Raw genomic sequence first — 17318 nt, 5'->3', positions numbered from 1 at the left:
AGAAAATAGTTATTGTATCGATTTAAGGTAATTCAAAGAGCAAACTTGGGGTTCTGATACTAAAATAATATTAAAAAGCGTTCAAGGCCAGGCTATGGCAAAAAAAATATTACAAAATTCGCTTAACCAACTTTTATTAGAAAACGAAAAAAAGCATGGTGAAAAAGTCTATTTAAGACAACCTCGTAATGGAAAGTGGTATGAATATACATGGCAGATGGTTATTCGCCAAGCCAGGCAAATTGCCCGTTTTTTGCAGGATGCTGGTCTAAAAAAAGGTGACCATATTGCTATTTTTTCCAAAAATTGTGCCGAATGGTTTATTACTGATTTTGGTATCAGTTTGGCAGGTATGGCCAGTGTACCTTTATTTGCAAATCAGCACCATGACAGCATTGAATATGTTTTAAAGCACGCAGAAGTAAAGCTCGTATTTATTGGAAAATTAGATGATTGTGTACGAGTTCGTAGCTATATTCCCGCCGATTTGCCGACAGTAAATTTTGATTATCATCCTAAGCTCAATACGAATAACCATTGGGCAGATATTCTCGCTAAGGAGCCTTTAACAGATATTGTGGACTCATCTCCAGATGATCTATTCACGATTATTTATTCTTCAGGGACTTCTGGGCTGCCTAAAGGAGCGGTTTATACGCATGCAACAATTGCTAATTACCTAAAAATTTTTCCTGAAGACATTCAGCGTATTAAAAGGGTCGCTCATTATCATCTTATGTCTTATTTACCTCTAGCTCACGTTTATGAACGTTCAGCAATCCAATTAGGGAGTATTACGATACCCTGTGATGTGTCTTTCGTTGAAAGCCTGGATAAATTTATTGAGAATTTGCGCGAAGCTGAACCCACCTTCTTTACTGCAGTTCCGCGGATTTGGGGGGTTTTTCAGCAAAAAATAGAGCAGAAACTATCTCCTGCGATTTTGAATTTTTTGCTCAAAATACCTGGCATTTCTTCTGTAATCAAAAAGAAAATTAAGCACCAGCTTGGTCTTTGCCGCTGCACTAATAGTTTTTCTGGCGCTTCGCATTTGCCAGTATCAATTCTTGGTTTTTTTGACAAGCTTGATATTCATATTCAAGAGGGCTACGGACAAACCGAAAATCTTGCTTATGCTACTTTTTCTACTTTAGAACAGCGTCGTCCTGGTTATGTGGGTACACCAAGAAAATACGTTGAGATTAAACTTGGTGATGAGAACGAGTTGCTTCTTAAATCGCCTTGTTTGATGAAGGAATATTTTAAAGAGAAAGCTGCAACTAAAGCAGCTTTTACCAGCGATGGATGGTTGCATACCGGTGATATAGTTGAACTTGATGAACACAATAATGTAAAAATACTAGGGCGTTTATCAGAGAATTTTAAAAATCAAAAAGGAGAATTCATCGCCCCGTCAGCTATTGAGAAACGATTTTCATCAAATCAATTCATAGAGCAGCTTTGTATGGTTGGCAAGGAGTTACCTCATAACGTTTTACTAATTACCTTAAGCGAATCAGGGAGAAGTCAGGAAAAGGAAGAAATCAAGAAGAGCCTACAAGAAGATTTGCATAAAATTAATAGTGAACTGGTCAGTTATGAAAAAATTTGCCATGTGATTATTTTGCAAGAGGCATGGACAGCTGAGAATGGACTGCTTACGCCAACATTAAAGGTTAAGCGTCCTGTTGTGGAATCAACCTATAAAGACTTAATACGGGAGGCAATTACCGACCATAACGTCATTATTTGGGCTTAGATTACTCACCAGATTTATTAGCCAGTTTCATTAGTAAAGCTTGAATCTCATGAATACGTTCTTCTGGGGAGGTACTATCCAAAGTAAAACGCAAGCGGGTAGGACCTTCCATTTGGTAGCGCTTTGCTTGTAGTTGAATCAAATTGATCAAAATGCCGGGATCAATCGCGGGTTTCTCACCAAATTCAATCTTGCCCGTCTGTTGGGCTGAATTAATTTTATTAATCGCTAATTGGGTTGCCAATAATTTTAATTCTGTAATTAGCAATAATTGCTTGGCTGGTTGGGGAAGTAAGCCAAAGCGATCAATCATTTCAATTTGCAAATCACGTAATTGTTGTTTGTCTTTCGCATTCGCTATACGTTTGTACATAATGAGACGGGTATGCACATCAGCGATATAATCTTCAGGAATAATTGCGCTTAAACGTAGATCAATTTCTGGACCCTGTTGGATTGGTGCAGCCAATTCTGGTGTTTTTCCTGCTTTTAAATCGCTGACGGCTCTGTCCAGCATTTCCATAAACAAACTGAAACCTACAGCATGGATATTACCACTTTGCTCTTCTCCTAATAATTCACCAGCCCCGCGAATTTCTAAATCATGAGTCGCTAAAGTGAAGCCGGCACCCAAATCTTCGAGAGAAACAATGGCCTCTAATCGTTTAACGGCATCAGCAGTTAATGATTTTTCATTAGGCGTGAGGAGATATGCATAAGCTTGATGGTGAGAACGGCCAACACGGCCACGTAATTGATGTAATTGCGCTAAACCAAACTTATCGGCTCTATCGATAATGATGGTGTTGGCAGTCGGGATATCAATACCTGTTTCAATGATGGTGGTACAAACTAGCACATTAAATCGGTGATGATAAAAATCGGACATAATGCGTTCTAGTTCACGCTCACGCATCTGACCGTGAGCGCTGCGAATTTTGGCCTCGGGAACAAGTTCTTGTAAATCCTGGCTTACGCGTTCGATCGTTTGGACATTGTTATGGAGAAAATAAACCTGGCCACCGCGTAAAATTTCGCGCAATATGGCCTCACGCAGGATAGCGTTATTTTTTTCTTGCCAAAACGTTTTAATCGCTAACCGTTTGGCAGGTGGTGTTGCGATTAGAGAAATATCGCGTATACCGGCCATGGCCATGTTGAGTGTTCGCGGGATAGGGGTAGCAGTCATTGATAGAATATCAACATGTGTGCGTAATGAACGTATATGTTCTTTCTGCTTGACACCAAAGCGATGCTCTTCATCAATCACCAGTAAGCCTAAATTTTTAAACTGGATATCTTTGGAAAAAAGTTTATGAGTACCGATAACGATATCTACCTGACCGTTTTTTAATGACTCGATTACTTTTTCGGCTTCTTTGCCGCTACGAAAACGAGATAACAATTCTATATTGATAGGGAATTGAGCAAAACGATCGCGGAAATTCTCAAAATGTTGACCAGCGAGCAAAGTAGTTGGAACGAGAACACAAACTTGTTTACTGTTCTGTACTGCTAGGAAGGCAGCCCGCATAGCTACTTCAGTTTTACCAAAACCGACATCCCCGCAGATTAACCGATCCATAGGACGAGGTGACTGCATATCCTGGATAATTTGCTCAATAGCACGTAGTTGATCCGTTGTTTCCGCAAACGGGAAGCCACTGGCAAAACGTTGATAATCATTGGCATCAAATTGATAAACATAACCCGGTTTAGCTTCACGTTTGGCATAAATTTCTAATAATTCAATGGCTATATCATGAATTTTTTCAGCCGCTTTCTTCTTTTCTTTTTGCCATTGGTCACTACCCAGTTTGTGCAGTGGAGCATGCTCACTATCCATGCCTGTATAACGACTTATAAGATGCAGTGAGGTGACAGGGACATATATTTTATCATCACCGGCATAGGCCAGGATGAGAAATTCGTTGGCAATGCCATTGCTTTCAATGGTTTTGAGTCCCTGGTAGCGGCCGACACCGAATTGTAAATGTACAACCGGAGTATCTAAGCGTAGTTCAGCCAAATTACGAATGATTAAATCGGGATCAACTGCTTTTTGGCTGCTACGCCGTTGAGGAGTCGCCTGTTCTCCAAAGAGTTGGGCTTCAACGATAACAGCAATTTGTTGTTCAATTAACTCTGTGCCATAAATCAGAGGACCGGTAATGATGTTAATGGTTTCTTTGTCATTGATAAATGATTGCCAAGAGGGTTGTATTTTGGCGGTTATATCGCCTTGCCTAAGTAAATCCAATAAAACCTCGCGCCGCCCAGCACTCTCAACTACTAATAAATAACGTCTACTTTTATCTGCGAGGTAATTACTCAAATTCAGGAGTGGTTGGGTACTTTGACGCTCTAAAGGAAGAGAAGGCGCTTTGTTAATGTTGAAATTTATAGCCCCCTTTTTTTCAACTGCTTTGTGATAACAACGTATTTGCTGATATTGATTGGCCAGAGTTAGTAATTCCGTCGTGGTTAAAAAACACGCATTAGGTTTTAAAATGGGACGGGAAATATCGTAGCTTCGTTGTTCATAACGGGTTGTTAGTTCGTGCCAGAATTGCTCTGCCTGTTGCTGTATTTCTTCAATCAAAAAAACGCTGGTATCGGTTGGAAGATAATCGAAAAAGGTAGCTGTTTTATCGAAAAACAAAGGTAAGTAATACTCAATACCGGAAGGGTATTGTCCATCACTTACCGCTTCGTAGACTGGACACTGACTTGGATTTCCAGGAAATTGCTCCCTAAACGCACGGCGGAATAGGGTTATGCTTTTTTCGTTTAAAGGAAACTCACGTGCTGGCAAAACATGGATATCGGTAATTTTAGCTACAGTTCGTTGTGATTCAGTATCAAATTGCCGCAGACTATCAATGACATTATCGAATAATCCTATTCGAAAAGGGATGTTACTTCCCATAGGAAAGATATCAATAATGGCGCCACGAATGGCAAACTCACCATGTTCTAATACTTTATTGACGCAGTGGTAGCCGGCTTGTTGTAACTGATGTCGGAATTGTTCTAAATTCAGGGTCTGCCCTTCCTTTAAGAGAAGGGCATGGTGATGTAAAAATTGGGGTGGGCAAAGACGATGCATCAACGTACTGGCAGAACTAATGACGATTGCATTGGTGGTTTGATGTAAACGACTGAGAGTCGATAAACGTTCAGAAATAATGTCCTGATGTGGGGAAAATTGATCATAAGGCAGGGTTTCCCAATCGGGAAAAAATAGTAATTCCTGCGTGGTTAAATCAGTAAGAAAAAATCGTAACTCGGTAAGTAGCTGGGCGGCTGTTAAATTATCAGGTGCAATTATCAGCTTGACGCCCGTTTTTTGATGACAATACTCAGCAACCGCTAGGGGTAGACTGCAGCCGTATAACTGTCCCCAGGTTTGTTTTGTGTCAATTTTGGGATAATTAAGTATTGTTGTCGCCATAAGGTTTACAAGCTGCCAGTATGTTTTAAGGGGCAAGAGTATACTATAAAAGCTCCAAAGCAGCGACTCTTATAACTTGTGATTTGTAGGATTAATAGTATACCTGCATGCAGGAACTAAGGCTTGTTTTTGATCCTTCTTTGAGTTTCAAGCGCTAAGGAAAGAATGAGGTAGATAGCTGGTTATTAAACCTGCTAATAAACCGAATAAATGGCCTTCCCAGGAGACGCCTTTTTTCCCGGGAAATACACCTAGAAAAATCCCAGCGAAATAATACAAACTGATTACACCGAGAATGATCGCAGTAAGAGTTCCTTGCTGCAAAATGTCGGTGACCAGTAATCCCCAATAACCGGTAATCAAACCACTGGCACCAACATGTATTCCGGGTTTTGCAAAGCACCAGGTTAAAAAACCACTAATAATGGCAATAACCAGGGTAACCCATAAAAAATAAGTCAAGCCATTAATCAAAACAAAATTGCTTAATACTAAAAGTGGAATTGAATTGAAAAAAAGATGATTAAAGTTAAGGTGCAGTAGCGGTGAAAATACTATACCGGGTAGACCAATCATGTGCCTGGGAATGATGCCCAAATAAAGTAAACGCTTGCCCAGGAAGAAATTTATAAAGTAAATGGACCAAGGCAGAAAGAGGATAATAGCCAGGATCTTCAGATTTTGTTGTGTCTGACTAATAATCAAAGTCAGGCTGGTATTAAGTTGTTCGAGCATAGTATTAATTCGCTGGGTTCATGGGTGTTTTTACCTCGGCTGGTTTGGGTACAGCCGTTATGATACGTACGGGCACAAAAAGAAGGGGATCGACTAAGGTTTGATTCATTACCATTGACCAGTGTAAATGGGGTCCAGTTGCTCGGCCGGTTTGACCAACGATGCCCACTTGTTGTCCTTGGTTCAAAATATCTCCCTTTTTGACATCGATGCGCTTCAAATGCGCATAGAGAGAAAAGACGCCCATACCGTGATCGACAATAACAGTATTACCTGTAAAAAAATAATCGTTGGTAGCGACTACTTTTCCCTTGGCAATAGTATGGACAGGCGTATTTTCTGGGGCTCCAATGTCTAAACCAGAGTGAGGTGGACGCGGCTGATTATTGTATCGTCGTTTTAAGCCAAATAGACCGGTAATAGGACCATGCGCTGGAGCCTTAAAACCTTCGGCGAAAGGATTGGCAGGAGTAAATTCGGCAAAAAGAATAGCCATTTCTTTCGTTTCGTTGTCTATTCGTTGTTTATCTTCTTCGTAGGGATCAACTTGGCGTTTGTTTGCAATCGTCAAATACTGAGTACTATAAAATTTATCAGTGACATGAAAAGGGATAGAGGCTTTGTAGGGTTTGGTGATCATAAGAGTTTGAATAGCTTCTTCTTTGTCCAAGGGGATTCCGACAATCAGTAGCCATTGATTGGATTGTGTACTTGGCATAACAGCTATTTTTTTGTTGTCGTAGTAGGCTTCAGGTTTTTGTTTGATGTCAATAGGAATAATGGTTAGGCCGCCATTGACTGAATGATTTTCTGGTAGCTGATAGGGCAAAGCGGCGTATGTGGTGTTTATTAGGAAAAAAACAAACATCAAACCAATCGTGAAACGCTGAGAAAAATTTTTCATCCTTTTATTCCTCATTATTAATGACTTCACACATGAGACGTCCTTTTGCCAATCTTAATTCAATATTATCGCCTTTTTTGACTTGGTTGCTATCGAAAAGAATAGTTTTATCATGAGTTGCGATAGCATAACCTCTTTCCAGTGTAGCTAGAGGGCTCACTGCATGCAATGTTGCCAAACGGGAAGAAAAAATTTGCTTTAATCTATTTACTTTGGCAAGTAGATTGTGGGTGAGTTGTTGTTCAAGATATTGTAATTTTGCTTTCGATTGCTGTAAAAGGATTATCGGATTTTTTGCATGAAGATTAGTTATTAGTAAATGGACATGATTTTTTTTCTGATTTACTAAATTTCGTAAGCCTTGATTGAGGTGTCGTTCGAGATAATCGAGCGTTTGGTAATGCTTATTAATTAAGTGCTCTGGTGATAAGATTTTGGTAGTGCAATGAGAGAGTAACAATTGTTTATGTTGAATAAAGCGGTTTATTGCTCTTAACAGTCGTTGCTCAAGAGAAATAAGTGTGTTTAATAAATCAAACTGATTTGGTGTAACAGCCTCGGCTGCTGCTGTTGGTGTTGCAGCTCGCAAATCGGCAACAAAATCAGCGATAGTAAAATCAGTTTCGTGTCCAACTCCGGAGACAATTGGTATGGTACTGCCTCTGATTGCCAAGGCTAATTGCTCGTCATTAAAAGCCCAGAGATCTTCTATACTACCCCCTCCACGCGCTAAAATCAGAACATCGGATTTTTTATCTTGATTCGCTTTTTTGATCGCTTTAATAAGCTGTTTAGCCGCATCCCTGCCTTGAACTTCACTCGCATAAATTTTAACGGCCGCTAGAGGAAAGCGCCGTGCTAAAGTAATGAGGATATCGCGAAGAGCAGCTCCTGTTGGTGAGGTAATGATTCCAATGACAGTAGGGTAACGTGGAATGCTCTTTTTTTTATCTTGTGCAAATAAACCTTGTGCTTGAAGTTTTGTTTTCAATTCCTCAAATTGACGGTAGAGTGCACCCAAACCAGCTTCATTCAAAGAGTAGACAATCAGTTGGTAATCACCTCGCGCCTCATATAAGCTTAATTTGCCTTGAGCGAGGACTTGCTGGCCGTCCTGAAAATTTTTACTCATGCTATTGTGGTGGTTACGAAAATAAACACAACGTAATTGGGCGGTAGGATCTTTTAGAGTAAAATAAAAATGCCCGGAACCAGGTTTACTTAAATTAGATAATTCACCTGTAACCGTAACATTCCCCATTTCCAGCTCTAGCCAGGATCGGACCTGTTGGTTAAGTTGAGTGACAGTGAGAGCAGTTAAATCATTTTGCATTATGTTTTTATGAATTGAGCAAGAGAAGTTATCTAATGATAACAGACTAAAATTTATAGGAAAAATAAGTTGATGTTAGGGGGGGGATGCATTAGCTTATTGGGATAAATGAAGGCATTTAGGAAGAAGAGGATGGATGAATGAGGTATTGCTTACTGGTATTGGCTATTGTTGCAACCTCTCCATTAAGAGCGGACACATTAAATGAAGCAGTGCAGCACGGGATGATTTCTAACCCTGATGTTCTATATAACACGGCGAAGCAGTTATCCGCGCGTCAAGGGATAGATAAGGCTCGAGGAGGCTGGTGGCCGACTATCGATGCGAATGCGGGCTTTGGTCGAGAAAGGAGTGATAACCCGACGACAGAAGCGATTGATGGGCCTGGTATCAGGATATTGAATCGTACGGAATCCTACATTGAGTTAAAGCAAAATCTGTTTGCTGGCGGCGGTATAGTTAATGAAGTCAAACGAACGAAGAGTTTGTATCAAGCGCAGGAATTGAAAACGCAAGGCGTGGCGGAAGATTTAGCGCTAGAAATCATAAATCGCTATTTACTGGTGATTCTCCACGAAAAATTATATGGTTATGCAATCACCAACTATCATGCGCATCGTGCAGTTTTTGGCATGATAAAAGATCGGAGTGAAGCAGGAGTATCGCGCGAGGCAGAGGTGGATCAAGCCGATGCTCGCCTGGCTTTGGCGGAATCGAATAAAATCAGTGCGGAAGCGAACTTGCAGGAAGCACGGATTAATTACGCGAAGGTTGTAGGGAAGTGGCCAGGGAAATTGGTGTGGCCGCGTGTACCGACACACCAGGATTTGCCTCGTTCATTAGGTGAGGCAATAGAGCGAGGATTAGATAACCATCCAACTGTCCGTTCAACCTATGCGGATGTGAAAGAGGCGAAATCACAATACGATGTTGCGCGGGCAGCGTATTATCCGCGCGTTGATTTTGTATTGAGTGCGTCCCAAAACCGTAACCTGGATGGATTGATAGGGCCGAATAATGACCGAATGGCGATGATTCGGATGAATTATAATTTGTTTCGTGGCGGTTCAGATGATGCCAATGTACGGCAGACGGCCTATGAGGTTCAAGAAGCCTATGAATTGAAGAATAAGGCTTTGATCGATATGAAGGAGTCCGTGCGGTTGTCCTGGAATGCGTGGACAGCCTCCGGGTTGCGTTTAAATCCGCTACGCCGGCATGTTGTTGCTTCAAGAGAGACTCGCAGTGCTTATCAAGAACAGTTTAAGGTTGGCAAAAGAACCCTGCTGGATTTGCTGGATTCTCAGAATGAGTACTATCAGTCACAAATAGAGTTGGCCCGTGGAATCAATGACGAGGTTTATAGTCGTTATCGGTTGCTCAATGGCATGGGTCGGTTGCTGTGTTATCTGAAGATGCGCTTACCGCAAAACGTCGTGAATAATGATGTTTTCAGTTCAGCCCAGACGCATATACTGTTAAACAAAGCGATGGATGAATTACCCTATCCGGATACAACGGACAGGTCTTTATATCTGGCGCAACCAGTAAAGAATATGGATACGACCCCCTTAACAAAAGCAATAATCGCAAAAAATACGACTCCACCGCCTGGTGTGACGCCAAGAATTTGGTATGTTTCTGCAGGACGTCTAAAGTTAAAAGCAGATGCTATTGCATTGAGAAACCGTTTACGCAACCTTGGATTTGCAGCATGCATTGAGTCACTGAGCAAATGTACAGATTGCTTTAATGTGGTGGTTGGTCCTTATGAGTACCGTGGCCATGCTGGAAATGGTATGGAGAGGCTGAAGGAAGTAGCGCATGTACAAGGAATATTGGTTACCTACAGGAAAGAACCAAAATGTAGCTAAGATTTAGCAGGATAGTGGTTTGGCTCTCCTCCTATCGGCTAGAGGAGAGCATAAAGACATCAATAACGAGTGATATTGCTCGCTTAAAGCCAAAATTGCAGATACTGCCTCTTTTCTCGTTATGGAATACAACGAGCTAATAACTATACTAATGGTCATTTTGATGAGAACAAGCTAAAAATATACCGTTTTTTTTGATAAATTTTTTAATATTGGGGTAGGCTAATAATTTCGAGAAAGCTTTTTTTTATTAATTAAATCAATTAGATAGTTTTCATCTTTTCCCGTTTAACCGGGTTTTTTCAAGGTTTCAGCTAATCAATAACAGGAAAATGGTTCCAAAAAATCAAAAAGGAAAAATAAATCTCATGCTGTGCTATATTTAAACAAGATACTGTTGAAATGGTATCCTTATGACTGGAAAGCATTATGAGAAGGATTCAGGGATAGGAAACCATTCTATTTAAGCAAATCCAATCGTTAAACAGTATTTGTGAAGGATATACAAATTCAAAAGGCGATCTGTCGGTTTTGCTGTGCATTCAGACATAGCTTCCATTTCTTTATTTAGGGATGTATTAAAATGAATAAAGATATACCGATGGTTGTCGATGCCTTAAATGGTTTTCTTATTAAAATTCATTCAAATAACCACGCAACTATTGCAAAAACCGGTACGACGGTATTACCTGGAGAACGACTCCTGCTAATGGATGGAGACGCTCAACTCCATATACAGGGGTTGGAAAATATCTATTTGGGGGCTGGGCAAACATTCAATCTCGACGGTATTTCTCCCTTGCTAAAAAGTATAAAGCAGGGTGTTGATGTTGACGCGCTTGTTGAAAAGGCAATGGCTAATGGCATTGATCCAGTGGCCTTGCTGCAATCATTGGAAGAAACCGCAGCAGGTGAGGACACGGTTTTAGGAAGCGGTGGTAGTATATTTGTTCTGGATCCACTTTATGGTGTTGGGCATGTTAATGCCGGGTATGATACTTTAGGACCTTCCCTCTCCTTTACTGACTCAATAAGGTTTGTTCCTATTCTTTTTGAAGAGAGAGCTCCTGTACAAGATGTTCAAATTTCAAATATAGGTGATTCTGGTGTACCAGCCATAACAGCGCAAATACCTGTTCAACTGGCAACACAGGGGTTGTCATTCGATGAGTCGAATGGTTTACAAACAGCTGCTGTAACAGTGCGTTCGAATGTGGAGGATTTAGCAATTAAATCCTTAACATTTTCTGCGAGCAATGCAACATGGAACGATGGCGAAAAAATGTTAGTGGCGGATGATGGTAGTTGGGAGCTACGCTATAACGCTAATACTAAGCAATTCGATTTTTCTCAATTAGAAGCCATTAAACATCCAGACTCAAATGATAACAATGACAATACTGCTATTGAGGTGACTGCTATCCTAACAAGGACTGATGGTGCCAGCGCCAGTAGCCCATTTTTGATAACTATTTACGATGACGGACCTAAGATTACGGGTACAGATGATTTATTAGTAGATGAAACAGATGGATTAACGTCTATTGTTGGGGTTTTAGAAAAAGATTTTGGTGCTGATGCTGACGGTGGTGAGGTTAAATTTACAGCAGAAAATGCAGTATGGGATCCGGAAACTCGTACGTTAACCAATAATGATGGATTTTGGAAGCTAGTTTACAATGCGGAGAATGAATATCAATTTACGCAACTAAAGGCGATACCACACGCTGATTCTCTTGATAATAACGACCTGTTTAGAGTCGTTGTTACAGCAACCGTTATTGATAGTGATGGCGATAGTCTGAGTAAAAATTTTAATATTGATATACTTGACGACGGTCCCAGTATTTCCGTGGCAGCAACCGATGAGAACCTCATTCTATTAAATACCCAGGATGCACAAACCATCGGTGCGGCGTCTGATGTGGCGACGGCTTCCTTTGCTGCCGCCTTTACAGCTGCTTCGAATTTTGGTGCGGATGGGGCTGGTTCTGTGGCATGGACTTACCAGCTTAATTTACTGGCATCCGCCGGTGTTGATTCCGGGCTAAAATCGGATGGGCAGGTGATTCACCTTTATAACATCAACGGTGAGGTTATCGGTTCAACCTCGGCAACGGCAGCTGGCGTGACCGGGGGAAATACAATTTTCTCACTGGCCGTGAATTCCGGCACCGGGGAAGTCAGCCTCACGCAACTGCGGGAAATCGATCACAGCCTGCCAGGTTCAAATGCGAATTATGAGGCCCAGGAAATTAGTTTAAACACGGGTCTGGTGGGGTTAACCGGTCAAGCCACGATCACGGATGGTGATGGCGATACCAGTACCGATTCCAAGGTGCTTGATTTAGGGGGCAATGTCGTTTTTGATGATGATGGTCCAAGCATTTCTGTGACAGCAACCGATGGCAACCTCATTCTGTTAAATACCCAGGATGCACAAACCATCGGTGCGGCGTCTGATGTGGCGACGGCTTCCTTTGCTGCCGCCTTTACAGCTGCTTCGAATTTTGGTGCGGATGGGGCTGGTTCTGTGGCATGGACTTACCAGCTTAATTTACTGGCATCCGCCGGTGTTGATTCCGGGCTAAAATCGGATGGGCAGGTGATTCACCTTTACAACATCAACGGTGAGGTTATCGGTTCAACCTCGGCAACGGCAGCTGGCGTGACCGGGGGAAATACGATTTTCTCACTGGCCGTGAATTCCGGTACCGGGGAAGTCAGCCTCACGCAACTGCGGGAAATCGATCACAGCCTGCCAGGTTCAAATGCGAATTATGAGGCCCAGGAAATTAGTTTAAACACGGGGCTGGTGGGGTTAACCGGTCAAGCCACGATCACGGATGGTGATGGCGATACCAGTACCGATTCCAAGGTGCTTGATTTAGGGGGCAATGTCGTTTTTGATGATGATGGTCCAAGTATTTCTGTGACAGCAACCGATGAGAACCTCATTCTGTTAAATACCCAGGATGCACAAACCATCGGTGCGGCGTCTGATGTGGCGACGGCTTCCTTTGCTGCCGCCTTTACAGCTGCTTCGAATTTTGGTGCGGATGGAGCTGGTTCTGTGGCATGGACTTACCAGCTTAATTTACTGGCATCCGCCGGTGTTGATTCCGGGCTAAAATCGGATGGGCAGGTGATTCACCTTTACAACATTAACGGCGAGCTTATTGGTTCAACCTCGGCAACGGCAGCTGGCGTGACCGGGGGAAATACAATTTTCTCACTGGCCGTGAATTCCGGCACCGGGGAAGTCAGCCTCACGCAACTGCGGGAAATCGATCACAGCCTGCCAGGTTCAAATGCGAATTATGAGGCCCAGGAAATTAGTTTAAACACGGGTCTGGTGGGGTTAACCGGTCAAGCCACGATCACGGATGGTGATGGCGATACCAGTACCGATTCCAAGGTGCTTGATTTAGGGGGCAATGTCGTTTTTGATGATGATGGTCCAAGCATTTCTGTGACAGCAACCGATGGCAACCTCATTCTGTTAAATACCCAGGATGCACAAACCATCGGTGCGGCGTCTGATGTGGCGACGGCTTCCTTTGCTGCCGCCTTTACAGCTGCTTCGAATTTTGGTGCGGATGGGGCTGGTTCTGTGGCATGGACTTACCAGCTTAATTTACTGGCATCCGCCGGTGTTGATTCCGGGCTAAAATCGGATGGGCAAGTGATTCACCTTTATAACATCAACGGCGAGGTTATTGGTTCAACCTCGGCAACGGCAGCTGGCGTGACCGGGGGAAATACAATTTTCTTACTGGCCGTGAATTCCGGCACCGGGGAAGTCAGCCTCACGCAACTGCGGGAAATCGATCACAGCCTGCCAGGTTCAAATGCGAATTATGAGGCCCAGGAAATTAGTTTAAACACGGGTCTGGTGGGGTTAACCGGTCAAGCCACGATCACGGATGGTGATGGCGATACCAGTACCGATTCCAAGGTGCTTGATTTAGGGGGCAATGTCGTTTTTGATGATGATGGTCCAAGCATTTCTGTGACAGCAACCGATGGCAACCTCATTCTGTTAAATACCCAGGATGCACAAACCATCGGTGCGGCGTCTGATGTGGCGACGGCTTCCTTTGCTGCCGCCTTTACAGCTGCTTCGAATTTTGGTGCGGATGGGGCTGGTTCTGTGGCATGGACTTACCAGCTTAATTTACTGGCATCCGCCGGTGTTGATTCCGGGCTAAAATCGGATGGGCAGGTGATTCACCTTTACAACATTAACGGCGAGGTTATCGGTTCAACCTCGGCAACGGCAGCTGGCGTGACCGGGGGAAATACAATTTTCTCACTGGCCGTGAATTCCGGTACCGGGGAAGTCAGCCTCACGCAACTGCGGGAAATCGATCACAGCCTGCCAGGTTCAAATGCGAATTATGAGGCCCAGGAAATTAGTTTAAACACGGGTCTGGTGGGGTTAACCGGTCAAGCCACGATCACGGATGGTGATGGCGATACCAGTACCGATTCCAAGGTGCTTGATTTAGGGGGCAATGTCGTTTTTGATGATGATGGTCCAAGCATTTCTGTGACAGCAACCGATGGCAACCTCATTCTGTTAAATACCCAGGATGCACAAACCATCGGTGCGGCGTCTGATGTGGCGACGGCTTCCTTTGCTGCCGCCTTTACAGCTGCTTCGAATTTTGGTGCGGATGGGGCTGGTTCTGTGGCATGGACTTACCAGCTTAATTTACTGGCATCCGCCGGTGTTGATTCCGGGCTAAAATCGGATGGGCAGGTGATTCACCTTTACAACATCAACGGTGAGGTTATCGGTTCAACCTCGGCAACGGCAGCTGGCGTGACCGGGGGAAATACAGTCTTTTCATTGGGAGTTAATTCTAGTACTGGCTTAGTGACACTTACTCAACAAAGGGAAATCGATCACGATTTACCGGGTACAAACGCTAATTTTGCTGCCCAGCAAATATGGCTAAATAATGGACTGGTTGGATTATTAGCTACGGCCATCATCATTGATGGCGATGGTGATACTCATACAGATGCTAAGGTATTGGATTTGGGAGGTAACATTGGTTTTGATGATGACGGTCCAGTAGCTTTTGATAATCTAACTAATGTGAATGAGGCAAGTTTTGTTAATGGTAATGTAATCTCAAATCCTAGTCCGAATGGGCAAGTCGATTCTTATGGTGCTGATGGTGGGACCGATCAGAAAGTAGTTTCCCTGGAACATAATGGAGTTACTTATTTAGCCGAGAATGCTGCTATTGATGCCAATGGTCATCGTTTTGTTCTTATTGAAGATACACAATTCCACGGAACTCTAAGATTCGATTTTACTAGTGGTGATTACAGTTATACATCCTATGAAACATTGGAAGATAGTACAGAACAATTCGTTTACACTATTCGTGATGGCGATGGTGATTATAGTTCGGCTAATTTAATTATTAATACCCATGACACGTCGCCTCCTGTGCTTATCGTAGGTACAAATACTAATGATACAGGGAATAGTCTACCCAATTACGAAGTGGGTAGTGGGCAAGGTACCATATCTGGTGATGGAAGAGCCGACATTTTAGTGGGAGATGTTGGCGGTGTAGAAGTTGTAGGTAAGGTAGCCAATTTAGCGTTTATTCTTGATACATCCGGCAGTATGGGTGAAATTTTTGGCAATAATCAATCCCGTTTAACTGTCATGAAAAGTTTAGTATCTAATTTGTTAAACCAATTATCAGAGACAGAAAATGCTACGATTAATGTTCATCTAACCTCTTTTAGCACCTTTGTAAATAATCAAGGAACTTTTAACATTAGTACGGCTGCTGGTTTAGCAGGAGCGCTTAATTTTATTGCGGGTTTACAAGCAACAGGGGGTACTAACTACGAAGCCGCTTTAGGAGCAACCCATCAGTGGTTTGACACCTCCGCAGGCGCTGCGGATATTCAACAAACTATATTTTTAACTGATGGTTTACCTACATTCTATATGGATGGTGACTCCACAAATTATACGAGTCAAACTTCTGTTATGGGCCATGGTTCTTTAACAGAAGAAGTTCTTATTAGAAATTTATATGGCACTGAAACAGGTGGTGCAACAACACGCGATTTTAATAATCTAATCTCAGAATCTAACTCACGGGATCTTGATGGTACACAGCAATATCGAGTCGATAACGATAGTGATGGCGATTTTGAAACATTGGCTGTTAGTAGTACTACTGCTACTGGTGGTGGCTCTAATGACTATGTAAGAAGTATTGCTGATACCTTTAGTGAAGTAGATGCGCTACAAAGTCATGGAATATTACGGGCGGTATCGATTGATAATGCAGCGGCTACCAGTTACCTGAATAATATTGACAGCACAGGAATAGCTTTTAATGCTAATTCACCCGCGATACTAAATGACATTTTAGCGCAATTAAATCCATTTATTACCTTAAATGCGGCTGGTGGTGACCATATTGTAGGTTATGGTGATAATGATCTTATTTATGGTGACACACTTTATACGGATAAACTTGCAGCAGATAAAGGGCTTGATTTACCACTAGGCTCAGGTTGGGCAGTTTTTAATGAATTAGAAAACAATGCCCAATATAACTGGACCCGCGCTGATACTCTGGATTATATCAATAATCATACCCATGAATTGGCTCAGGAAACAGTGTTGGCGAATGGTAATACAAGATCTGGAGGCCATGATATTCTGGAAGGTGGCTCCGGAAATGACCGAATTTTCGGGCAAGAAGGAAACGATATCATTAATGCCGGTAAAGGTGCTGATATTGTTGATGGAGGCACAGGCAATAATGTGATTGATCTTGGGCTTGATACCGATCAGGATACTTTATTACTTAACCTTGAAACATTAAAAGGCAATAATACTATCCATAATTTCAATCCGACGCAGGATGTGCTTAAATTTGAAAGTGTAATCAATGTTGAGAATGTGAATGATCTGGACAATTTGCTGGATCAACAAACTCCGTTTTCCAATAGTAATAATGGACAAGATTTGAATGTGAATTTTGCTAATGGTGCGACGCTTACTTTTGTTGGGCTTAATGTGGATGCCACGACAGTTCATTCGATACAGGACATTACCCCTCAAATTCCCGTGGTTGTAGTCAATGAAATGGGCGTGTAAGTGAAGATGGAGTTTGAATAGACCTACCTGGTTTGATCCTTTTCGGGGTTAGATGAGGACGTGGAAAGGCTATTTATAAAATAACTATTGCTTCAAAACAGTTGATGTT

At 42.4% G+C, this 17318-nt stretch carries 7 protein-coding genes; 3 read left to right on the top strand and 4 right to left on the bottom strand.

Annotated features, from left to right (window positions below):
• Positions 1 to 94: 94 nt before the first annotated feature.
• A complete protein-coding gene (locus DYC89_RS09585; RefSeq protein ID WP_115221579.1) occupies positions 95 to 1759 on the top strand; it encodes an AMP-binding protein in 1665 nt (554 codons plus the stop codon).
• 1 nt (position 1760) lies between these two features.
• On the opposite strand, the gene mfd is transcribed toward DYC89_RS09585, so the two are convergent.
• The 4 genes from mfd to xseA all read right to left on the bottom strand — a co-directional run bounded on the left by mfd (position 1761) and on the right by xseA (position 8185).
• Complete coding sequence (mfd, locus tag DYC89_RS09580; protein WP_115221578.1) at positions 1761 to 5213, bottom strand: transcription-repair coupling factor; 3453 nt, start codon at positions 5211 to 5213, stop codon at positions 1761 to 1763.
• 147 nt (positions 5214 to 5360) lie between these two features.
• Entirely contained in the window at positions 5361 to 5948 is a 588-nt protein-coding gene (locus DYC89_RS09575) for a rhomboid family intramembrane serine protease (RefSeq protein ID WP_115221577.1), read from the bottom strand.
• Between the two features lie 4 nt (positions 5949 to 5952).
• Positions 5953 to 6852: a peptidoglycan DD-metalloendopeptidase family protein gene (locus DYC89_RS09570; RefSeq protein WP_412754437.1), complete on the bottom strand. Its 900-nt coding sequence runs from the start codon at positions 6850 to 6852 to the stop codon at positions 5953 to 5955.
• A 4-nt stretch (positions 6853 to 6856) separates the two neighbouring features.
• Positions 6857 to 8185 carry an exodeoxyribonuclease VII large subunit gene (gene xseA, locus DYC89_RS09565; protein ID WP_115221576.1) on the bottom strand — a complete coding sequence of 443 codons (1329 nt, stop codon included), beginning with the start codon at positions 8183 to 8185 and terminating at the stop codon, positions 6857 to 6859.
• Positions 8186 to 8325: 140 nt separating this feature from the next.
• Here xseA and DYC89_RS09560 point away from each other — a divergent pair, with 140 nt between their 5' ends.
• Together DYC89_RS09560 and DYC89_RS09555 are read left to right on the top strand one after the other, a co-directional pair.
• Positions 8326 to 10059 carry a TolC family outer membrane protein gene (locus DYC89_RS09560; RefSeq protein WP_115221575.1) on the top strand — a complete coding sequence of 578 codons (1734 nt, stop codon included), beginning with the start codon at positions 8326 to 8328 and terminating at the stop codon, positions 10057 to 10059.
• A gap of 583 nt (positions 10060 to 10642) precedes the next feature.
• Positions 10643 to 17209, top strand: a complete 6567-nt coding sequence (locus DYC89_RS09555; RefSeq protein WP_115221574.1) for a DUF5801 repeats-in-toxin domain-containing protein — start codon at positions 10643 to 10645, stop codon at positions 17207 to 17209.
• Positions 17210 to 17318: the final 109 nt, after the last annotated feature.

This window comes from Legionella donaldsonii, assembly GCF_900452385.1.
Lineage (GTDB): Bacteria > Pseudomonadota > Gammaproteobacteria > Legionellales > Legionellaceae > Tatlockia > Tatlockia donaldsonii.
This window is presented reverse-complemented; position numbering and strand designations above follow the sequence as displayed.